General features: G+C 62.6%; 20 protein-coding genes. 11 read left to right on the plus strand and 9 right to left on the minus strand.

Annotated features, from left to right (window positions below; translation table 11 throughout):
- Positions 1 to 5: 5 nt before the first annotated feature.
- The 7 genes from F0184_RS06095 (at position 6) to F0184_RS06125 (ending at position 7,579) form a co-directional block, all read left to right on the plus strand.
- Positions 6 to 1,490: a replicative DNA helicase gene (locus F0184_RS06095; protein WP_150495280.1), complete on the plus strand. Its 1,485-nt coding sequence runs from the start codon at positions 6 to 8 to the stop codon at positions 1,488 to 1,490.
- Positions 1,491 to 1,703: 213 nt separating this feature from the next.
- Complete coding sequence (locus F0184_RS06100) at positions 1,704 to 1,976, plus strand: PilZ domain-containing protein (protein WP_150495281.1); 273 nt, start codon at positions 1,704 to 1,706, stop codon at positions 1,974 to 1,976.
- Between the two features lie 103 nt (positions 1,977 to 2,079).
- The gene (gene alr, locus F0184_RS06105; protein ID WP_244298991.1) at positions 2,080 to 3,231 is read left to right on the plus strand and encodes an alanine racemase; all 1,152 of its coding nucleotides are present in this window, start codon (positions 2,080 to 2,082) and stop codon (positions 3,229 to 3,231) included.
- Between the two features lie 8 nt (positions 3,232 to 3,239).
- Positions 3,240 to 4,634, plus strand: coding sequence for a DNA repair protein RadA (radA, locus tag F0184_RS06110; RefSeq protein ID WP_150495282.1), 1,395 nt, complete (start codon positions 3,240 to 3,242; stop codon positions 4,632 to 4,634).
- Positions 4,635 to 4,681: 47 nt separating this feature from the next.
- On the plus strand, positions 4,682 to 5,302 hold the full coding sequence (locus F0184_RS06115) for a CvpA family protein (protein ID WP_150495283.1): 621 nt from the start codon (positions 4,682 to 4,684) through the stop codon (positions 5,300 to 5,302).
- Between the two features lie 60 nt (positions 5,303 to 5,362).
- Positions 5,363 to 6,835: an amidophosphoribosyltransferase gene (gene purF / locus F0184_RS06120; RefSeq protein ID WP_150495284.1), complete on the plus strand. Its 1,473-nt coding sequence runs from the start codon at positions 5,363 to 5,365 to the stop codon at positions 6,833 to 6,835.
- Positions 6,836 to 6,847: 12 nt separating this feature from the next.
- Positions 6,848 to 7,579, plus strand: a complete 732-nt coding sequence (locus F0184_RS06125; RefSeq protein WP_150495285.1) for an SDR family NAD(P)-dependent oxidoreductase — start codon at positions 6,848 to 6,850, stop codon at positions 7,577 to 7,579.
- Between the two features lie 157 nt (positions 7,580 to 7,736).
- On the opposite strand, the gene F0184_RS06130 is transcribed toward F0184_RS06125, so the two are convergent.
- The 5 genes from F0184_RS06130 to F0184_RS06150 form a co-directional block, all read right to left on the minus strand.
- Positions 7,737 to 8,546: an inositol monophosphatase family protein gene (locus F0184_RS06130; RefSeq protein ID WP_150495286.1), complete on the minus strand. Its 810-nt coding sequence runs from the start codon at positions 8,544 to 8,546 to the stop codon at positions 7,737 to 7,739.
- Between the two features lie 87 nt (positions 8,547 to 8,633).
- Positions 8,634 to 10,055 carry a ribosome biogenesis GTPase Der gene (der, locus tag F0184_RS06135; RefSeq protein WP_150495287.1) on the minus strand — a complete coding sequence of 474 codons (1,422 nt, stop codon included), beginning with the start codon at positions 10,053 to 10,055 and terminating at the stop codon, positions 8,634 to 8,636.
- A 37-nt stretch (positions 10,056 to 10,092) separates the two neighbouring features.
- Positions 10,093 to 11,445, minus strand: coding sequence for an outer membrane protein assembly factor BamB family protein (locus tag F0184_RS06140; protein ID WP_150495288.1), 1,353 nt, complete (start codon positions 11,443 to 11,445; stop codon positions 10,093 to 10,095).
- Positions 11,442 to 12,134, minus strand: coding sequence for a tetratricopeptide repeat protein (locus tag F0184_RS06145; protein WP_150495289.1), 693 nt, complete (start codon positions 12,132 to 12,134; stop codon positions 11,442 to 11,444). The genes F0184_RS06140 and F0184_RS06145 overlap by 4 nt, the downstream gene beginning before the upstream one ends.
- Before the next feature lie 215 nt (positions 12,135 to 12,349).
- The gene (locus F0184_RS06150) at positions 12,350 to 12,928 is read right to left on the minus strand and encodes an NnrU family protein (RefSeq protein WP_150495290.1); all 579 of its coding nucleotides are present in this window, start codon (positions 12,926 to 12,928) and stop codon (positions 12,350 to 12,352) included.
- Between the two features lie 204 nt (positions 12,929 to 13,132).
- Between F0184_RS06150 and F0184_RS06155 the strand changes: the two genes are divergently transcribed.
- Positions 13,133 to 13,417: a PilZ domain-containing protein gene (locus tag F0184_RS06155; RefSeq protein WP_150495291.1), complete on the plus strand. Its 285-nt coding sequence runs from the start codon at positions 13,133 to 13,135 to the stop codon at positions 13,415 to 13,417.
- 93 nt (positions 13,418 to 13,510) lie between these two features.
- Here the strand turns inward: F0184_RS06155 and F0184_RS06160 are convergent, their stop codons facing one another.
- Positions 13,511 to 14,533 carry an NAD(P)/FAD-dependent oxidoreductase gene (locus tag F0184_RS06160; protein WP_172972004.1) on the minus strand — a complete coding sequence of 341 codons (1,023 nt, stop codon included), beginning with the start codon at positions 14,531 to 14,533 and terminating at the stop codon, positions 13,511 to 13,513.
- 117 nt (positions 14,534 to 14,650) lie between these two features.
- Between F0184_RS06160 and F0184_RS06165 the strand changes: the two genes are divergently transcribed.
- Together F0184_RS06165 and F0184_RS06170 are read left to right on the plus strand one after the other, a co-directional pair.
- Positions 14,651 to 15,247 carry a glutathione peroxidase gene (locus F0184_RS06165; protein ID WP_244299001.1) on the plus strand — a complete coding sequence of 199 codons (597 nt, stop codon included), beginning with the start codon at positions 14,651 to 14,653 and terminating at the stop codon, positions 15,245 to 15,247.
- The gene (locus F0184_RS06170; protein WP_188656267.1) at positions 15,244 to 15,762 is read left to right on the plus strand and encodes a DUF3429 domain-containing protein; all 519 of its coding nucleotides are present in this window, start codon (positions 15,244 to 15,246) and stop codon (positions 15,760 to 15,762) included. The genes F0184_RS06165 and F0184_RS06170 overlap by 4 nt, the downstream gene beginning before the upstream one ends.
- Before the next feature lie 14 nt (positions 15,763 to 15,776).
- Here the strand turns inward: F0184_RS06170 and F0184_RS06175 are convergent, their stop codons facing one another.
- Genes F0184_RS06175 through F0184_RS06185 form a run of 3 tightly spaced genes read right to left on the minus strand, consistent with a single transcriptional unit; the run spans position 15,777 to position 17,852 of the window.
- On the minus strand, positions 15,777 to 16,196 hold the full coding sequence (locus F0184_RS06175) for a Fur family transcriptional regulator (RefSeq protein ID WP_150495294.1): 420 nt from the start codon (positions 16,194 to 16,196) through the stop codon (positions 15,777 to 15,779).
- 17 nt (positions 16,197 to 16,213) lie between these two features.
- Complete coding sequence (locus tag F0184_RS06180) at positions 16,214 to 17,020, minus strand: metal ABC transporter permease (RefSeq protein ID WP_150495295.1); 807 nt, start codon at positions 17,018 to 17,020, stop codon at positions 16,214 to 16,216.
- Positions 17,010 to 17,852, minus strand: a complete 843-nt coding sequence (locus F0184_RS06185) for an ATP-binding cassette domain-containing protein (protein WP_150495296.1) — start codon at positions 17,850 to 17,852, stop codon at positions 17,010 to 17,012. Before F0184_RS06185 ends, F0184_RS06180 begins: the two co-directional genes overlap by 11 nt.
- 212 nt (positions 17,853 to 18,064) lie before the next feature.
- Between F0184_RS06185 and F0184_RS06190 the strand changes: the two genes are divergently transcribed.
- Entirely contained in the window at positions 18,065 to 19,450 is a 1,386-nt protein-coding gene (locus tag F0184_RS06190; protein ID WP_150495297.1) for a mannose-1-phosphate guanylyltransferase/mannose-6-phosphate isomerase, read from the plus strand.
- The last annotated feature ends 46 nt before the right edge of the window (positions 19,451 to 19,496 follow it).

Here is a 19,496-nt window from a genome sequence, read left to right on the forward strand (position 1 = left end):
CAAAAATGAAGGGCAGCTTGCAGTCGGTGAAACCGGAAACGCTTCAGGAACGGGTGGCACCGCATAACGCGGAAGCGGAACGCCAGCTGCTGGGCGCAATCCTGGTGAATAATGAGACATTCTACCGGGTCTCGGATTTTCTCGAGCCGCATCATTTCTTCGTCCCCCCGCACCAGGACATCTATGAAAAGATCAGCCAGCTGATCCGCGCGGGGAAGACCGCCTCGCCGATCACGCTCAAGACCTTCTACCCTGCCGATATCCAGATCGCGGACCTGTCGGCGACCCAATTTCTCCTGCGCCTCGCAGCCGATGCCGCATCGGTCATCAACGCCGAAGACTATGGCCAGACCATCTATGAACTGGCCTTGCGGCGGAACCTGATCCGGATCGGCGAGGATATGGTCAATATCGCTTTCGATGCGCCGATCGACGTGCCTCCGACGCAGCAGATCGACGACGCCGAACGCCGCCTGTTCGAATTGGCGGAAACCGGCCGCAGCGGCGGCGGTTTCGTGAGTTTCGGCGATGCCCTTGCGCAAACCATCGAGATGGCACACGCGGCCTACAATCGCGAAGGGGCGTTGTCCGGCATTTCCACCGGCCTGACCGCCCTCGACCGGCTGCTGGGCGGACTGCAACATTCCGATCTGATCGTTCTGGCCGGGCGCCCGGCGATGGGAAAGACATCGCTGGCCACGAATATTGCCTACAATGTCGCAGAGGCATACCGGGCCGAGGAGCAGCCCGACGGAACCCTCAAGACGGTCAATGGCGGCATTGTCGGGTTTTTCTCTCTGGAAATGTCGGCCGAACAGCTCGCCACCCGTATCATTTCCGAGCAGACCGAAATCTCCTCTTCGAAGATCCGGCGCGGCGACATCACCGAGGCTGAGTTCGAACAACTGGTTGCCGCCACCCAGCACATGCAGACGGTCCCGCTTCATGTCGATCAAACCGGCGGGATCTCCATCGCCTCGCTTGTTTCGAAGGCGCGCCGTCTCAAACGGCAAAAAGGCCTGGACCTTCTGGTCGTCGACTATATCCAGCTCCTGAGCGGTTCTTCGAAAAACCAGGGCAACCGGGTGCAAGAAATCACCGAAATCACGACCGGCTTGAAGGCGCTTGCGAAAGAACTGAACGTTCCGATCATCGCGCTCTCCCAGCTCTCCCGGCAGGTGGAAAACCGTGACGACAAGCGTCCGCAGATGTCGGACCTGCGCGAATCCGGATCGATCGAACAGGACGCGGACGTGGTGCTCTTCGTGTACCGTGAGGAATACTACCTTTCCAAAACCGAACCGGATCCGGACACGCCGGAATACGCGGCGTGGGAAGCCAAGCACAACGCGGCGAAAGGCAAGGCGGAAGTCATCATCGCCAAGCAGCGCCACGGTCCGACCGGCACCGCCAACCTGCACTTCCAGGGTGAATTCACCCGGTTCTCCGACCTGGCCGAAGAGGACCATCTTCCCCAACGCTACGAGTGAGCGGGCCATCAACGGCCCGTGCTGTCCGGAGCCTGGCGGGAGTTGGCTGGTCTCCTTGGGAGGGTTGGGCGGACGCCAGAAGCTGCGGACTTTTTGACGCACGATAAGTGTTTATGCGTGCGATGACACTTAGCTTTACGGGCACTTAAGACTTGCCGGATAAAAATTCACGCGGTGATTTTTATCGCGAATTCGGATCCGCCCAAAAGCTTCATGACCGTCGATGCCGCCCTTCTTACAGACGCCCGGAAGTTTCCCCGCCGCAGGTGCAGTTGGGCCGCGTTGCTGAAGCATGGCAGCACGCATCGCCATTGTATCGTCGAAGACATCAGCGCCGGCGGCTGCCGGGTCGCCACCAAGACCAAGGGGCTCGCCTACGACGACCGGGTCATTATCGAGGTTGCCAGCAAGATGCTGCGGTTTCACGGCGAAGTCCGCTGGATCCGAGAGGGCGAGGCTGGAATAGAGTTCCTGTTCATGGACTGATGACGGCCCCGACCGGCCGCGTTTTTTGGCGCTGCGCGCCGGCCCGGCAATGCGTTAGACTGGCGGGCGATTCCCTGCCCTATCACAGGATGGCCTCCGCATATTGTCCGATCCCCTCTCTCCTTCCCTATCCACGAACCTTTACGGAGGCCGGCTGACGATCGACCTCGACGCGATCGCCGCGAACTGGCGCATGCTTTCCAGCCGGCTCGTTGCCGGGGGCGAATGTGCCGCGACGATCAAGGCCGACGCGTATGGGACCGGTCAGGATGCAACCGGCCGACGGTTGTATGACGAAGGTTGCCGCACGTTCTTCGTCGCTCTGCCCACCGAGGCGGTCGCCCTGCGCCGCACCTTGCCGCAGGATGCTGTCATCTACGTTCTCGACGGTCTTTTTCCTGGCACGGCGGAAATCTTTGCGCAGCACCGCCTTCGGCCTGTCCTCGGCTGCCACGCCGAGGTGATGGAATGGGCCGCCTTTTGCAACGCGCAGGGCCGCGCGTTCGAGGCAGCGGTGCATCTGGACACGGGTATCCACAGGCTGGGCCTGTCGCGCGAAGAGTTCCAAGCAGTGATGGGCGATGACGGCATCACCAGCGCCTTCGCGCCGAGCCTGATCATGTCGCATCTCGCCTGCGGGTCCGATCCGGCGCATCCGATGAACGCGCACCAGCAAGCCATGTTTGCCGCGCTCACGGCGCCCTACGCGTCCATTCCCCGATCTCTGGCCAATTCGGCCGGCGTGTTGATGGGGCCGGACTTTCATTTCGACCTTGCCCGTCCCGGCATCGCGCTCTACGGCGGCAAGGCCATCGATACCGAAGCCAACCCGATGCGCCCCGTCGCCAGGGTCGAGGCCCGCATCATGATGGTGCGCCATGTGCCGGAAGGCGACACGATCGGATATGGCGCCAAGCAGACGGCGAAACGGCCCTTGAGAAATGCCGTGGTCGCCGCGGGCTATGCCGACGGCCTCCTGCGCCGGGCCGGCTCGACCGATGATCGTCCGGGCGGTTTTGCCATGATCGGAGGATACAGGGCGCCGATCCTCGGCCGGATATCCATGGACATGATCACGCTCGATGTCACGGATGTCCCCGAAGCCCTCGTTCAGCGCGGCGGCTTTGTGGAAATGCTGGGACCCGATGTTGCGGCTTCGGACCTCGCCGCGTATGCCGAGACCATTGACTACGAATACCTCACAAGCCTGGGCCGCCGTTTCGAACGGATCTACGGCCCTCTCGACAGCCGCTGAGATCCGCCATGGCCCGCCGGTCCACCCAATTCATCTGCCAGTCCTGCGGCGCCGTGACCGCCAAGTGGCAGGGCCGCTGCGAATCCTGCGGCGAATGGAACACCATTGTCGAGGAGCAATCCGGGGGCGGGATCGGCGGCGGTCCGGGCAGAGGCTCCCGCACCAAGGGCCGCGTCGTTCCGCTGGTCGGCCTGTCCGGCGAGACCAAGGAAGCTCCCCGCATCGAAAGCAAGGTGGCGGAACTGGACCGGGTGACCGGAGGGGGATTTGTCCGCGGCTCGGCGCTGCTTGTCGGCGGCGATCCGGGCATCGGCAAGTCCACGCTCTTGATTCAGGCGGCGGCGGCCCTTGCCCAGCTCGGTCACGCCACGGTCTACATTTCCGGTGAGGAATCCATTGCGCAGGTGCGCCTGCGGGCCGAGCGTCTGGGCCTTGCCCAAGCTCCGGTCCAGTTAGCCGCCGAAACCAGCGTCGAGGACATTCTGGCCACGCTGGAAGCCGGCCCCGCGCCGGCGCTTCTCATTCTCGATTCGGTCCAGACGCTTTGGACGGACACGGCCGACTCCCCGCCTGGCACCGTCACCCAGGTACGGGCGTCTGCCCAGGCCATGGTGCGATACGCAAAGAAGAACGGCACGACCCTTGTGCTTGTCGGACACGTCACGAAGGATGGGCAGATCGCGGGCCCACGCGTGGTCGAACATATGGTGGACGCGGTCCTCTATTTCGAAGGCGACGGGGCTCATCAATACCGGATCCTCCGGTCGGTGAAGAACCGCTTTGGCGCGACCGACGAGATCGGAGTCTTCGAAATGACCGGCAAGGGTCTGGCGCAAGTCGCAAATCCATCAGCCTTGTTCCTGGGCGACCGCACCACGAATGCGCCGGGTGCCGCCGTTTTTGCCGGATTGGAAGGCTCGCGGCCGCTGCTGATCGAAATCCAGGCCTTGGTGGCCGCTTCTTCGCTGGGAACTCCGCGGCGCGCCGTGATCGGCTGGGATTCCGCGCGCCTGTCCATGATCCTGGCTGTTCTGGAGGCCCGCTGCGGCGTCCGCTTCTCCCAGCACGATGTCTATCTCAACGTGGCCGGCGGTCTGAAGATCAACGAACCGGGCGCGGATTTGGCGGTTGCAGCGGCGCTCGTGTCCTCGCTGAGCGGACTTGCCCTTCCCGCCAATTGCGTCTATTTCGGCGAGGTCAGTCTGTCGGGCGCGATCCGCCCCGTGGCGCAAGCTCCGGCACGGTTGAAGGAGGCCCAGAAACTGGGCTTCGAACAGGCCTATTGTCCGGATGGAAACCTCAAGGACAAGACAGCCAAAGGTTTTTCGGTGACGGGCCTTCCAGAACTTGGGGACCTTGTCGTCAAATTGTCGGCCCGGGCTGGCGCATCGCCCAGCGATTGACGCACACTCGGTCCGGACAGGATATAAAAAGAGGAACAAGGAAACCGATGCCGATCACGCTGCTGGACGGAATCCTTCTCGCCATCATGCTGGTTTCGGCCTTTCTGGCCATGATCCGAGGCTTTGTCCGCGAAGTCCTGTCCATCGCCTCCTGGGTCGCAGCCGCGGCAGCGGCATTCTTTCTGTATGATCGCGTCCTGCCCTACATCCAGCAATACATCCCCAACGAAATGGTCGCGATCGGCGCGTCCGTCGCCGCCGTCTTCCTGGTCACGCTGCTGGTGGTGTCCTATATCACCATGCGGATCTCGGATTTCGTCCTTGATAGCCGCATCGGCGCGCTGGACCGCACGATGGGATTTGTGTTCGGCGCGGTGCGCGGCATGCTTCTGGTCGTTGTGGCGATGATGTTCTTCAATTGGTTCGTCCAACCGGAACAACAGCCTGGATGGGTGCTGGAAGCGAAGTCCCGGCCCATCCTGCTGTCCATCGGCGAGCGGCTGGTTTCGGTCCTGCCGGAGGATCCGGAACAGGATATCCTTGACCGGCTTAAGGGCGAATCCACGGGCGCGCGAAGCACCGGCCCCGCCCCGATCCCCGAGGAAACCGCCTACAGCGATTCCGAGCGCCAAGCCCTGGATCAATTGACGTCCGGCACCAACCAATAAGCTGGACGCCGGCTTCTGAGCCGGGTAAACCCGGCCGACATAACCGACAAGGAGGTCGCCATGTCTGGCGTGACCCTATTGGACGAGCCGTTTGATCTGGATGCAGACCGGCTCAAGGAAGAGTGCGGTGTTTTCGGTATATTGGGACACGAAGATGCCAGCGCCTTGACGGCGCTCGGGCTTCACGCGCTACAGCACCGGGGCCAGGAGGCCGCCGGGATCGTGACCTTCGACCGGGACCAGTTTCGCGCGGAGCGGCATCTTGGTCTCGTTGGCGACCATTTTTCCAATGCGGACACCATCAACCGCTTGAGCGGCCGGGCGGCGATCGGCCATGTCCGCTACTCCACGAGCGGTGAACCGGTCCTGCGGAATGTGCAGCCCCTATTCGCCGAGCTTGAAGGCGGCGGGATCGCGATCTGCCACAATGGCCACTTCACCAATGCCATGACCCTGCGCAAACAGCTGATCATGGACGGTGCCATCTGCCAATCGACTTCGGATTCAGAGGTCGTTCTTCAGCTTCTCGCGCGCTCGCGCGAGAAGAAAATCGTCGACCGGTTCATCGATGCCATCCGGCAGATGGAGGGGGCCTACGCCCTGGTCGCATTGACCGCGAAGAAGCTGATCGGGGCCCGGGATCCTCTGGGCATCCGGCCATTGGTTCTTGGCGATCTGAACGGCGCACCCGTCCTGGCCTCGGAAACCTGCGCGCTCGACATCATCGGCGCGACATTCATCCGCGAAGTGGAAAACGGCGAAGTGATCGTCTGCACGCCGGGCGGCATCGAATCCTTTTTCCCCTTCGGCAAACGCCCGGCCCGCCCGGACATCTTTGAGTATGTTTATTTCTCGCGGCCCGATTCCGTGCTCGGCGGCCGTTCCGTCTACGACGTGCGCAAGAAATTCGGCCGTGAACTGGCCCGCGAAAGCACGGTTGACGCCGATGTGGTCGTGCCGGTTCCCGACAGCGGTGTCCCGGCTGCCATCGGCTATAGCCAGGAAAGCGGTATCCCGTTCGAACTCGGAATCATCCGCAACCATTATGTGGGGCGCACCTTCATCGAGCCGACCCAGGCGATCCGGACCCTCGGTGTCAAGCTGAAGCATTCCGCCAATCGCTCCCAGATCGAGGGCAAGCGGGTGGTTCTGGTCGATGACAGTCTTGTGCGCGGCACCACATCGGTCAAGATCGTCCAGATGATCCGCGAGGCGGGCGCGCGCGAAGTTCATTTCCGCCTGTCCAGCCCGCCAATCAAGCATTCCGACTACTACGGGATCGACACACCGGTGCGCGAAAAACTTCTCGCTGCCAAATACAATCTGGACGAGATGAAAAGCTACATCGGCGCGGACAGCCTCGCCTTTCTGTCGATCGACGGGATCTATCGCGCAATGGGTTTTGATGGCCGGAACAATGCGGCTCCGCAGTTCACGGACCATTGCTTCACCGGGGACTATCCCACCCCGTTGACCGATCTTTCCGAGGACCATGACATGGCGCGGCCGCCGCGTCTGGTCGAAGTACAGTAACAGGTCTGTTCCATGCACAAGGACTTTGAAGGCCGCATCGCCGTGGTCACGGGCGCGTCGCGGGGGCTGGGCTATCACCTGGCCAAACAGCTTGGCGCGCGCGGGGCGCATGTGATTGCCCTGGCGCGAACCGTTGGCGGCCTGGAGGAACTCGATGACGAGATCAAGGCCGCGGGCGGACCAGATGCGACGCTCGTTCCCGTCGATCTCAAGGATTTCGACGCCCTTGACCGTCTGGGCGCGGCCATCTTCGAACGCTGGAAAAAGCTCGATATCCTGATCGGCAATGCGGCTGTCACGGCCACGCTTTCTCCGGTCGGCCACATCAAGCCGAAAACGTTCGAGGAAGCGCTTGCAACGAATGTCACAGCCAACTGGCGTCTGATCCGCTCGCTCGATCCGCTTCTGCGCCAGTCCGACGCCGGACGGGCTCTGTTCCTGACAGATGCCCACGCCGATGGGCAAACGCCGTTTTGGGGGATTCACGCAACAACCAAAGCCGCCCTGGAAGCCATGGTCCGGACCTATGCCGCTGAAACCGCAAAGATGGCGGTGCGGGTCAATCTGGCCGATCCGGGCCCCATGCGGACCGGTCTGCGCGCCAAGGCCATGCCCGGTGAAAACAAGGACGCCGTTCCGCATCCTTCGGAGGTAGCCATCGACCTGCTTCCACTGCTCGGCAAAGAAACCACGCAGACCGGAAGCCTTTTTCATCGTCCGAGCAGCGCCTGGAAAGCGGTCTGATCCGGATTTTCACGCCGCCTGGCACCACCGGCACCGCTCCGTTCGCGCGCTGCTTACCCGGGCGGATGTGTGCGCGTGGCTGGGCGAGCCCGCGCTGATATGCGGCGCGAGGCACCCGCTTGAACCGAGCCCCGCCCGCTGAACCAAACATTCTGTATCAGGCGACGATCTCATCGCTGTCGTGCGGTGCGAAGGACGCCTCCGCGATGATCTTGAGGTCCTCAAACACGCCGGGCGCCCCGACGACGACGCGCGTTCCGGTCTTGAGCGCTCGGGCCAGATCAAACGGCAGAACGCCATTGCCCGCTTCCCTGGCGATCAGCATGCCAGCCAGACAGTCCCAGGCGTTCATATGCGCCTCGACATACCCGATCAAGCGGCCTGAGGCGGCATAGGCCAGCATCAAACCGCCGGACGCATTGCGGAAAAACACGCCGCCCTTGGACACGAGGGCGCCAATGGCGTTGATCGCATCGGTCGCTTCGGTGCGGCCGTTAAAGCCGACACCGACCGAGCCCTGCGCCAGCGACTGCGTCGCGGACGCCGAAATCGCCCGGTCGTTGAGATAGGCCCCCTGCCCGAGCCCGGCCTTGAAGGTTTCCCCGGCATTAGGATCCCGGATCACGCCGAGAACGATATCCTCCTCGGACACACACGAGAGGATGACGCACCATTGCGGGATCCCTGAAACGAAATTCGCCGTTCCATCGATCGGGTCGATCACCCAAGTATAGCCGGAGGTGCCCGCAACCACTCCATGTTCCTCGCCGATGATGCCATCGTGGGGAAACGCTGCCGCGATCTCGTTGCGAACCAGGGTTTCCACATCGCGGTCGGCTTCCGAAACCAGATCCTGATGGCCCTTTGCGGTCACGGTGAGGGTGTCCAGGCGGCGGAAATAGTCCATGGCCAGATTTCCGGCCTTGTGCGCCAACGCGCAGGCGAAGTCCAAGCGCTCCGATGCCATAAAGGTCTCCTTCAAAACAGCATGGCCGCGCCTTTGCGGCCACGCGGACCAGCTGCCACGCTGTTGGCACCGGCCTTCAAAAAAAGATCACGATCGTTTCTTTTTGGCGGCGTAAGGGTTTTCGCCCTTCCGGTAGCTGAAACGGATGGGGGTTCCGGGAATACCGAACGTTTCCCGCAAGCTGTTGACCAGGTACCGCGTGTAACTTTCCGGCAACTGTTCCGGCCGGGAACAGAACGCGACGAAATGAGGCGGGCGTGTTTTTGGCTGGGTCAGATACCGCAGCCGGATACGGCGGCCCGCCACGGCGGGCGGCGGATGATTGACTGTGACCTTTTCCAGCCACCGGTTGAGCCGTGCCGTCGAGACCCTTGCATTCCAGGCCTCATAGGCCTCGAAGACATTTTCCATGAGCCGGTCCAGGCCCTGGCCCTGAAGTCCCGAGAGCGTCACGATCCGCACGCCGCGGATCTGGTTGAAATAACGGTCATTGGCATCCCGGATCTGTTTCCAGGCAGCCTCACGGTCTTCCACCAGGTCCCACTTGTTCACGGCAATCACCAGCGCCCGGCCCTCGCGCGCAACAAGGTCGATGATCTGGAGGTCCTGCTTCTCGAAGGCGTTGCTCGCATCGAGCGTGACCACGACAACCTCGGCAAACTTGATCGCCCTGAGCGCATCGGCGACGGACAGTTTTTCAAGCTTTTCCTGAACCCGCGCCTTGCGCCGGATCCCGGCGGTGTCGAACAACTTGATATGGCGGTCCTGCCATTGCCAGTCGACGGAAATGGAGTCGCGCGTGATCCCGGCCTCCGGGCCAGTCAGCATGCGGTCTTCCCCGAGCATCCGGTTGATCAGGGTGGATTTGCCCGCGTTCGGCCGCCCGACGATGGCCACACGCAACGGACGCTCCCGTGTGCCAACCGGAACCTCCTCATCGACCAGTTCGCCGTCCTCGTCCACATCGACAGCGGTACGGGCCTCCTCGCGCTTTGCGTCCTCGGCTTCTGTGATCGCGTCCACATAGGGCTTTAACGCGTCATAGAGATCCGCCAGACCCTCACCGTGCTCGGCGGACACCGCAATCGGCTCGCCCAGCCCCAGGCTGTACGCCTCGTAAAGGCCATCGGACCCGGCGCGGCCTTCGGCCTTGTTCGCGATCAGGATGACGGGCGTGGTTGTCCGCCGCGCCACATCGGCGAAATGGGCATCCAGGGGGGTCACCCCGGCCCGGGCGTCGATCAGAAACAAGATCGCGTCGGCTTCCCGGATCGCTTCTTCCGTTTGCCGGCGCATGCGCCCTTCGAGCGTACCGGCCTCGGCCTCCTCGAGACCCGCGGTGTCAATGATCGTGAACTTGAGATCCCCCAGCCGCGCCTCTCCGGGCCGCCGGTCACGGGTCACGCCAGGCGTATCGTCAACAAGCGCAAGGCGCTTTCCAACGAGACGGTTGAACAGGGTCGACTTGCCGACATTCGGCCGTCCGATAATGGCGACAGTGGCGCCCACAATGAAAACTCCTGATATCCCGGCGGCTCGCGCCCGGTCAGTTGAATGCGGCGACGCCGTCGTCCCCGTCCAGGGCGACCAGGCGCCCGCCGGCGACGATCGGGCTCACATACACCTTGCTGTTGACCCTCGACGTGGTATTCACGTTTCCGCTCCTTGCGTCAACCGAGACGAAGTAGCCATCGCTGGACAACGCCACCAAAGACCCGTTCGCCAGAACCGGTCCGGCCCAATTCCGCTTGCGTTTGCGGTTTTCCGGTTGCGGCAAGCGTGTGCTCCAAAGGGTTTCTCCGGTGGTGCGCTCAAGCGCGATCAACCGGTCGTCCAGATCGATCAGGAACAGCGCGTTGCCGGACACGACCGGCGTATGGACGCTCCCGATATCCTTGCTCCATTCCCGCTGGCCGTTCCGCAGCGAGGCCGCGATCGTACGTCCCGCAACCCCCGTCGCGTAAACCATATTGCCGGCCACCACGGGACTTGCGGAGACATCCGCAAGTCCGGACAGGGCCAGTGTGCGCACCCCGCGCGTCACTCCGTCAATCCAGATCGGCTCGCCGTCCTTGATTCCCAAGGCCATGATTTCGCCGGAGGAGAACGGGACGATCACCCGGTCGCCGGAAATGGCAGGGCTCGCCGCCGACAGGATACCGGCCGGTTCGTCAATGCCGATATAGGACCATGCGACAGACCCGTCCTCTTCCTTGATGGCATAGACTTCGTTCGATTGGGTCACGACGAAGACATGGCCAGCGCCTGCAACCGGCGCGCTCCGGGCGGGACCCGACAACTCGGCGCGCCAGGCCACCTGGCCTGAGCCGGCGTCCATGGACACGACTTCTCCAAAACTGGTCGCCGCGTAAACCCGGCTGCCGGACACGGCGACACCGCCACCCGGCGCGACACCGTTCTCCCCTTCCGGACGCAAGGACCGGTTCCACAAGCGACTGCCGCCCGTGGATAGGGCAACGACGTCGCCGTCCGGCTTCAGGACGATAATCCGGCCGTCCGCGCTCACTGGCCGCGAGGCGGTGCGCAGGGCGGACGAGCGGATCCCGCCGCCTGAAGCACCGATCCGCACTTTCCACGACTGGGCCCCCGACACCGAAACCGCGACATTGCCCGGATCGTTGGAAAGACCGCCCCCGGCCGTCGGCCAGGATTGCCCGCCGCTCGCCGCGCCAATCGTGGCAGGCCGCGCCTGGGCAACCGCCGCGGGATCTTCCATATCGAACACGGGCTGACGTTCGCCCGAAAGGATATCTTCGCGGGAAAACGGGTTCACATTGTCTGCGAACTCCGAGACGCTGCCACAGCCCGTCAGCATGGCCGCTCCAAGCGTGAGGGCAAGCAGAGGGCGCACCCGCTTCGTCAGAACGCGGGCGGTCATTGGCTCACCCCGTCAGCGCTTTCCACAGCTTGCTCGTCCGGCCCATGACGCGCGTCGATCAGACCCGCCAGCAGACGCACGCGGCTCGCCGTGTCGCCCGGGGTTTCCGGATCGTCTTCAATGGCGGAAATCCAGCGCCGCGCGGTATCCACATCGTCCGCCTTCCAGGCGCTGAGCGCCAGGATTTCGCGCGCGGCGGAGCGGAACGGATTATCGGCCGCGGTCAATCGTTCAACCCGATCGGCGACGGCCGGATATGTTTCCGTGTCCACCGCGATGAAGCCGGCTCGCAGGGCCGCAACCGCCCTGAGCGGCTCCGGCACAGACGTGTCGCGCGCGAACGCATCGAGTTGCGTGAGCGCCTCGGCTTGGCGGTCCGTCCGTGCCAGTTCGGCGGCCATGCGCAGCCGCGCCAGATCCGGATACCCGCCGGTCGCGTCGTTCAGGCTTTCCAACATGGCCAACGCCTGGTCCGGATTGCCGGCGTCCGCCACGCTGACCGCCTCCAGGAACTGGTCTCCGGCCTCCCGGGCTTTTGTTTCCTGCCAGTAGAGCCAGCCGCGATACCCGCCGGTACCCGCAACGATCAGGACGGCGGCGGCGATGACCATCGGGCCGAACCGGTCCCAAAGCCGACGATACTTTTCACGGCGAATGTCTTCATCGACTTCACGAAAAATGTCCGACATGCGTGTTGTCTTTCCCGCATTTAGCTGAATGGGCTGGCAGCGCCCGGAATCGAGCTGAGATCGCAATCGGCGCGCAACCTAACCAGTTCGTGCCGCATGCGCAAATGGCATGGGCTTCTTAATCCTCGTCATGATGGCACAAGTGAGGCAAGCGCATCAGTTTCAGCTCGCCGTTGCCATCAACCAAGGACCACGCCGGCGCCGGGATCCACCCGTTAGGAGATCGGCACACCGATCAGCCAAGCGTGCCCCTGGAACACGAACCAGAGATAAAGAGCCAAGCCAGCAACGATAATAACCGCGTCCATGTAGGGCCGGCTCTCGTCCACATGAATGGCGACGGAAGGCTCACCATCCGTCCGCCGCTTCAGGGAAATCCGGTCGACAACCGCCCACACGAGGAAACTCCCGAACAACAGCACGGAAGCCAGGTCACCGCGGATGAGAAGGTGCGACAAGGCCCAAAGCTTCACCGCGACCAGCATTGGATGCTTGAAGGCCCGCTTGATCCGGCCCTGCACATAAGCTGCGATCAAAAGGATGAACGCCGGGATCATCAAAAGCATCACCACGTGGCGCATCCAATAGGGCGGCGAGTACAAGACAGGACTGACCGCCTGGGCATCCCGGTAGCCGTAGATGATCAGCAGCAGGCCAGCGAGGGACAGAACCGAGTACAAGATCCTGTAGGGGATTTGCCCGAGGCCGGATACGACCCTTGCTTTCAGGCCGGTGGCCATCGGCAAGGTGTGCAGCCCGAAAAAAACGACGAGACCCGCGATAAAGGCAAGCATCAAATCCCTCACAATCCTACGGGCTCACGCCCGTTCTCCTCGACGTCACCCTCGACAACTTGCCATGCCGGGTCAAGGCCTTGTTATGATAGGATTGGAGAAAACGGCCGCGCGTCCGCCTTGCGTGGTTTTTAACGGTCGGGAAAAGCCTTTTTTCACCGCTGCCCACTAGGCTGGCCGCGTCAACGATCGTAGATTCCGGCCATGGATGTGGAACGCAGAACAGTAAATCGGGCCGAGACCCGCAAGCAGGCCCGGATCATTCACGCGGCCCCCTCCCGTGTCACCGACTGTCTGGTTCGCAATGCGAGCGCGGTGGGAGCTCTGCTTGTGGTTCCAGAAGACGCAGTGCTCCCCACGGGTTTCCTCCTCGATATCCCGGAGGACCAGGCGCTGATCCCAACCAAGGTTATCTGGCGGGAGGGATCCCAGGTCGGCGTGCGCTTCGTCGGCCAACTCGAGCAAAATGAGGCCGATCAGACGGATTGAGCGACCGGCGGAGGGCCGCCGAAACCGCGCGCATACGCGCGAGCGCGCCCGTCGGCCGTCCTGCGCGCGGGTCCGCTGCCAATCATTTCCCGCTCAGTTGCCGGCGCGGGCCAGGGTATTTTGCAGCGCCTGACCGATGGCCATCCCGCTTTGAAAGGCACACTCCACGCGCGCCCCAAGGCACCAGTCGCCGCCGACGAGCACCTCTCCGCCGAACGCCTCCAGCATCGGCGAGCCAAGGGGTGTAATTGTCTTGGCGTAGCGCCAGCGATGCGCCGAAAGGAAGACCGGGGCCGACACTGCGCCGTCCGTCACCGCCTGGAGCTCGCCCAAGGCCATCGCCGCGACCTGGTCCGGCGCCTCCTCCAGATGCGCCTTGCTCCAGTCTCCGCTCATATGGACGACCAGCGTCTCGATTTCGGTTGGCCGCCACGGTTTGCTGGCGTTGCGCGCGGCCCAGCCGATTGAGCTGTTCGGGTCGCGCATGATGTCCGGCATGCAATTCTGCCTCCGGTCGAATGCCAGCATCACCGCCCAGCACGGGTCGATTTCCACCCCGGCGAGCCGATCCATGGCCGGATCGGTCACCAGGTACGTTGCAAGAAGCGATCGCGCCTGCGCGGGCGGGACCGCGATCACAATCCGCTCGAAGGGACCGTGGACCTGCCCTTCCCGGGTGCCGACATGCCAAAGACCTTCCACCCGGTTGAGTTTGACCGCCGTCCGGCCGGTTTCCGCCCTGACCTGGTTTTCCAGCCATCTGGCAAGACCGGTCATTCCAGGCGTTCCCACCCACCAGGGTTCGCGGGCGTTCACACCAGTGTCAGCAGCTTCCCGGGTCCACAGTGCGACAGCGCCTGCCCGCTCCGCCTCGCCCAAGAGCGTCTGAAAGGCCCCGGTGCGGGCCGTGAAATACTGCGCACCGTGATCGAACTCAAACCCCTCGTGAGTTCTGCGCCTGGACATCCGGCCGCCGACGCCCCGCCCCTTGTCCAGAACCGTGACCGCCCAACCGGCGGTTTTTGCACGGGCCGCCGCCGTCAGACCGCAAAGTCCGGCGCCGATGACACACAAGCGGTTGGAAACGGGATCTTGGAGGGTTTCGGATGTTGGCATGCGGGTCATTCTTGAAGCGGTCGGAGTATGGGGGACGGCGACTGGTATCAGTGAACCACGCCAGACCAAAAGACGTAGATGCGTTGGATCAAAAGGCAACCGGGAGGGTCACCAATCATGTTGAAACGTGTTTTTGCCATGACCGGCGCAATCGCCATGGCGGCGGGCCTGCTTGCGGGCAGTCTCCCAACTTCGGCCGCGCGAGCAGGCGGATCGGCGCATGATTTCTCGTTCAACACGCCGGGCGGGGCACCGTTGCCGCTTTCCGACTATGCCGGACAGGTTCTCCTGGTTGTCAACACGGCAACTGCTTGCGGTTTCAGGGGACAGATTGGCGACCTGCAAGAGCTGCACGCCCGGTTTGCGGACAGGGGCCTGGTCGTTCTCGGTGTCCCGTCCAACGACTTCGGCAATCAGGAACCCAAATCGAATTCCGAGATCGAAGGCTATTGCGAGGCCAAGTATGGCGCGCAGTTCCAGATGACGGAAAAGACCGCGGTGTCGGGCTCCGCAGCGCATCCCTTTTACAAGTGGGCGGCCTCGGAGTTCGGTCTGCAGGCGCGCCCATACTGGAATTTTCATAAGTATCTGATTGGCCCCGCCGGAGATCCCGTCGCCTGGTTCGCAACGCCCGTGAACCCCACTTCCGATCAAATCGTGCGTGAAATCGAGGCACAGCTCGCCCGCGTCGCGGCGCCAGCAGCCGTGAATTGAGCTCTCAAGTTTTCTGGATCCTGATGATCACCCAAAGTCCCGGCGCCGCCGCGCCCACCCCGCCCTCACCCGCTGGCTCCAAGGTTCCGGCTCCTGCCGTTTGGCTCACCGCGGCAGGCTTCCTGCCGTTCGGCGCGCTGAGCCTGGCGACCTTTTTGCTGCCCCCTTTCGACCAGCCCCGCGCGGAAGTCGGACTGATGGTCTACGGAGCTGTGATCCTGTCTTTTCTCGGCGGCGTCCAATGGGGACTGGAAATGGCACGCCAACGGATCGACGCCGGGGCGCCAGCGCTCGGCAAGCTGAGCATCAGCGTGGTCCCAAGCCTGATCGCTTGGGTGTGCGTGGCCATGCCCTTCGCCGTCGGCTCGGTCGGCCTGGCGGCCGGTCTCGGCGCCATGCTTCTTTATGATCTTTATACCGTGCGCCAAGCCCATGCCCCGGAGTGGTATCCGAAACTGCGGATCCCGGTCACCCTGGCTGTCATGATCGCTCTCATCTTGCCGAACGCGGTGTGAACGGGGCGCGGCTGTTAGGCGCAAGGGGCGGGCGCACCAGAGCAAAGCCTGCACATGCCGCGTAATTCGATCGTCGTGTTGGTCAGAGCAAAGCCGGTCTGAGTGGCCCACGCCTTCAGGGCGTCCGTCGCGCGGCCGGGGGAAAACTCAGCGACCTGGCCGCATTTTTCGCAGATCGCGAATGCCGCGCTTTCCTGGTGAGCACATTGCGGGTGTGAGCAGGCGACAAAGGCATTCAGGCTTTCCAGCCGGTGCACCAGACCATAGGCCTGCAGCCGCTCAAGGGCTCTGTAAACCTGCAACGGTGCCCGAAAGCCCTCCGCCCGCAATTCGTCCAAAATGGCATAGGCGGTCAGGGGTCCGTCTGCCCGGTTCAGAGCGCTGAACACCAGCGACTGGTTCTTTGTCAGTTCCGGTTGCGCCTGAAGGGTCATGGGAGTTTCCTCTTGATTCACCGGTTCCAGATCCTCCGCTTTCCGGGCAATGGTATCAGCGACAGCCCGAAAAACACCATCGCGGCCACCACGATACTCGGCCCGGACGGTGTATCAAAATTCAAGGACCCATAGAGGCCGGCAACGACCGACAGAACCCCAAGGCCTGCCGCGATCAGTGCCATTTGCTCCGGCCCGCCTGAAAACCGGCGGGCGGCCGCAGCTGGAATTATCAACAGGGCCGTGATCAGCAAGACCCCGACAACCTTCATCGCAATCGCGATGACACCAGCCATGAGCAAGGTGAAAAGGAAATTCGCCCGTTCCGGCCGCATTCCCTCGGCGGCGGCCAGATCCGGGTTGACCGTTGCGGCGAACAACGCCCTCCAGATCAGTGAAAGCCCCAGAAGCACCGCCGCTCCCCCCACATAGATGGTCAAAAGATCGAGTTTGGAAACCGCCAGGATATCGCCAAACAGCAATCCGGTCAGATCAACACGGATCCAGGTCATGAACGCCAGACAGACCAGGCCGACGGCCAGCGCGGAGTGGGACAAAAGCCCGAGAAGGGCATCCGACGACAGGGTTTGCGTGCGCCCCAAGCCGAGTAGAAGCATCGCGATGGCGACACTGACAGCGAAAACCGAAAGCGTGGTATTTACCTCCAGCAGAAGCGACAAAGCCACACCGAGCAGGGCGGCATGGGCCAGCGTATCGCCAAAATAGGCCATGCGCCGCCAAACGATAAAGCAGCCAAGCGGGCCTGCGACCAGCGCAACACCGATCCCGGCCAGAAGAGCGCGGACGAAAAAGTCATCCAGCATGATGTGTCTTTACAGGTTCGTCAGGGTGGTCATGGGCGAGCGCGCCGGCACCCGAATGGGAACAGCCCGTTGTGATCTGCCCATCCGCATGACGGACCCGGCCATCGGGCAGATGAACATGATCGTGCTGATGCTGATAAACGGCAAGAGCCTCGCCGGCCCGATGTCCGAACAAGCGGTGAAAGGCCGGGCTTTGCGAAACATCGCCCGGAGCGCCGCGGCAGCAGACATGACCGTTGAGGCAGACAACTTCGTCCGTTGCCGCCATCACGACGTGCAGGTCATGCGAGATCATCAAGACGCCGCAACCGAGCGCTGCGCGGATATCGGAAATCAGATTGTAGATCGCGATTTCGCCCGAATAGTCGACACCCTGCACCGGTTCGTCGAGCACCAGGACATCCGGCTTGCGGGCGATCGCCCTCGCAAGCATCACGCGCTGCATCTGTCCGCCGGACAAGTGGCGGACCTCCGCCGCCTGAAGGTGCCCCGCTCCCGTCCGGGTCAGCGCGTCGTCGATCTGCGCGTCGCTCACCCGATCCGTGAGGGACATGAACCGGGCCACGGTCAGCGGCAAGGTCCAGTCGATCATGAGCTTTTGCGGCACATACCCGACCCGTAGCCCGTCCCGGCGCCAGGCTGTGCCCTCCGTCGGACGCAGAATGCCCAGCGCCAGCTTGGCGGTGGTCGACTTTCCCGAACCATTCGGACCGATAAGGGTGACGATCTTGCCGGGTTCGACCGCGAGATCAACGCCACGAACGAGCCAGTTTCCCGCTCTCTCGATGCCGGCACCGGACAGTTCCAAAAGGGGTGCGGACCGATCCGCCATGTGCATTTTGCCTTTTTCGCTGCGCAGCCGGTCACCCGCGCCGCCAGACGTTATCTTATTACGTTATAGGAAGACATCGGGCGAAGTGCAACGCCGAGCTTGATCCGGCCGGGAAGATGCGGGACCGACTGGAAACCGGCCGCGAATGGAATTACGGTGCGGATCGAATATCTTCACAAGCGCATAGATCCTCACGGCTCCATCGGCAAACAATGATTTTTCCCTGCATTTTGTCCGGCGGCGTCGGATCCCGTCTCTGGCCCTTGTCCCGGAAGGACCGGCCCAAGCAGTTTTTACCTATCTTTGACGGCGAAAGCCTGTTCCAGAAAACCTGCAAGCGGGTGTCCGGCGATCTCTACCGCCGCCCGATCATCATCGGCAACAACGCCCACCGTTTCCTGATCGGCGAACAGCTTGAGGAGATCGATTGTCCCGCCGACACCATTCTTCTGGAGCCGGCCGGACGGAACACGGCGGCTCCCGCCCTGATGGCCGCGCTCATCGCGCAGGAACGCGACCCCGATGCGCTTCTGCTTCTTGCGCCCTCCGATCACCTGATCGGACGGGAGGATGCGTTTGGCGATGCGGTCCAGATGGCGGTCGAAGCCGCTCGGGCGGGCCAAATCGTGACCTTCGGAATCAAACCGACCTCGGCCCAAACCGGGTACGGGTACATCCGGATGAAACAGGGTCCTGGACCGATTTATCCGGTGGAAGCCTTTGTCGAAAAACCAGATCTCGAAACGGCCACCAAGTTCGTGGCGGACGCGTCCTATGTCTGGAATGCCGGCATCTTCCTCTATGCCGCCAGCACCATGATCGAGGCGTTCGCGACCCATCGCCCCGCCCTGTTGTCCCAAGTGCGCAAAACACTGGCAACACGGCGCGCAGATCTGGATTTTACCCGTCTCGATCCGGAAGAGTTCGGCAAGATCGAAAACATTTCCATCGACTATGCGATCATGGAAAGGGCCAGCAACATTTCCTGCGTCCCGGTTGACCCAGACTGGGATGACCTGGGATCCTGGTCTGCAATCTGGACGGTGCTGCAAAAGGACGGCGCCGGTAACTGCGGCCTGGGCGATACACGCTTTCTCGGCAGTTCGAATTGCCTTGCCTACGCCGATGAAGGGCTTGTGTCGGTGATCGGCCTTGAGGACGTCCTGGTTGTCGCCACGCGCGACAGCGTGCTGGTCGCACACCGGGACAAGGCGCAAGACGTCAAGACAATTGTCGAGCAATTGGAGGCAGAGGGGCGGTCCGAAGCCGACGCCCATCCACGCGCCTACAAGCCGTGGGGCTATTCCGAAAGAATCAATGCCGGGGAACGGTTCACCGTGCAATCCATGATGATCAAACCCGGCAAACGCCTTTCCCTGCAAAGTCATCTGCACCGCACCGAGCACTGGGTGGTCGTCTCCGGAACCGTGGAAATAACCATTGACGGAGAGGTGAGGCTGCTGACGGAAAACCAATCGGCCTATGTGCCGCTGGGCGCCAAGCACACGCTGCACAATCCCGGCCGGATCCCGGTGCGCATGATCGAGGTGCAATCCGGCACCTACCTGTCGGATGATGACATTCGCCGCCACGATTGAAAGATCATTCCGCTATGTCATGACCCTGCGCGCATTTCTTGTTTTA

It is taken from the genome of Roseibium aquae (genome assembly GCF_008711285.1).
GTDB lineage: Bacteria > Pseudomonadota > Alphaproteobacteria > Rhizobiales > Stappiaceae > Roseibium > Roseibium aquae.

Excerpts from the sequence above, each read along its gene's own strand:
- F0184_RS06190 (WP_150495297.1), top strand. The coding sequence starts at position 18,065 with ATGATTTTTCCCTGCATTTTGTCCGGCGGCGTCGGATCCCGTCTCTGG.
- F0184_RS06180 (WP_150495295.1), bottom strand. The coding sequence starts at position 17,020 with ATGCTGGATGACTTTTTCGTCCGCGCTCTTCTGGCCGGGATCGGTGTT.
- F0184_RS06115 (WP_150495283.1), top strand. The coding sequence starts at position 4,682 with ATGCCGATCACGCTGCTGGACGGAATCCTTCTCGCCATCATGCTGGTT.
- F0184_RS06095 (WP_150495280.1), top strand. The coding sequence starts at position 6 with ATGAAGGGCAGCTTGCAGTCGGTGAAACCGGAAACGCTTCAGGAACGG.
- purF (WP_150495284.1), top strand. The coding sequence starts at position 5,363 with ATGTCTGGCGTGACCCTATTGGACGAGCCGTTTGATCTGGATGCAGAC.
- F0184_RS06125 (WP_150495285.1), top strand. The coding sequence starts at position 6,848 with ATGCACAAGGACTTTGAAGGCCGCATCGCCGTGGTCACGGGCGCGTCG.
- F0184_RS06150 (WP_150495290.1), bottom strand. The coding sequence starts at position 12,928 with ATGCTTGCCTTTATCGCGGGTCTCGTCGTTTTTTTCGGGCTGCACACC.
- F0184_RS06100 (WP_150495281.1), top strand. The coding sequence starts at position 1,704 with ATGACCGTCGATGCCGCCCTTCTTACAGACGCCCGGAAGTTTCCCCGC.
- F0184_RS06185 (WP_150495296.1), bottom strand. The coding sequence starts at position 17,852 with ATGGCGGATCGGTCCGCACCCCTTTTGGAACTGTCCGGTGCCGGCATC.
- F0184_RS06140 (WP_150495288.1), bottom strand. The coding sequence starts at position 11,445 with ATGACCGCCCGCGTTCTGACGAAGCGGGTGCGCCCTCTGCTTGCCCTC.
- radA (WP_150495282.1), top strand. The coding sequence starts at position 3,240 with ATGGCCCGCCGGTCCACCCAATTCATCTGCCAGTCCTGCGGCGCCGTG.
- F0184_RS06145 (WP_150495289.1), bottom strand. The coding sequence starts at position 12,134 with ATGTCGGACATTTTTCGTGAAGTCGATGAAGACATTCGCCGTGAAAAG.
- F0184_RS06165 (WP_244299001.1), top strand. The coding sequence starts at position 14,651 with ATGTTGAAACGTGTTTTTGCCATGACCGGCGCAATCGCCATGGCGGCG.
- F0184_RS06160 (WP_172972004.1), bottom strand. The coding sequence starts at position 14,533 with ATGCCAACATCCGAAACCCTCCAAGATCCCGTTTCCAACCGCTTGTGT.
- F0184_RS06155 (WP_150495291.1), top strand. The coding sequence starts at position 13,133 with ATGGATGTGGAACGCAGAACAGTAAATCGGGCCGAGACCCGCAAGCAG.
- F0184_RS06175 (WP_150495294.1), bottom strand. The coding sequence starts at position 16,196 with ATGACCCTTCAGGCGCAACCGGAACTGACAAAGAACCAGTCGCTGGTG.
- F0184_RS06130 (WP_150495286.1), bottom strand. The coding sequence starts at position 8,546 with ATGGCATCGGAGCGCTTGGACTTCGCCTGCGCGTTGGCGCACAAGGCC.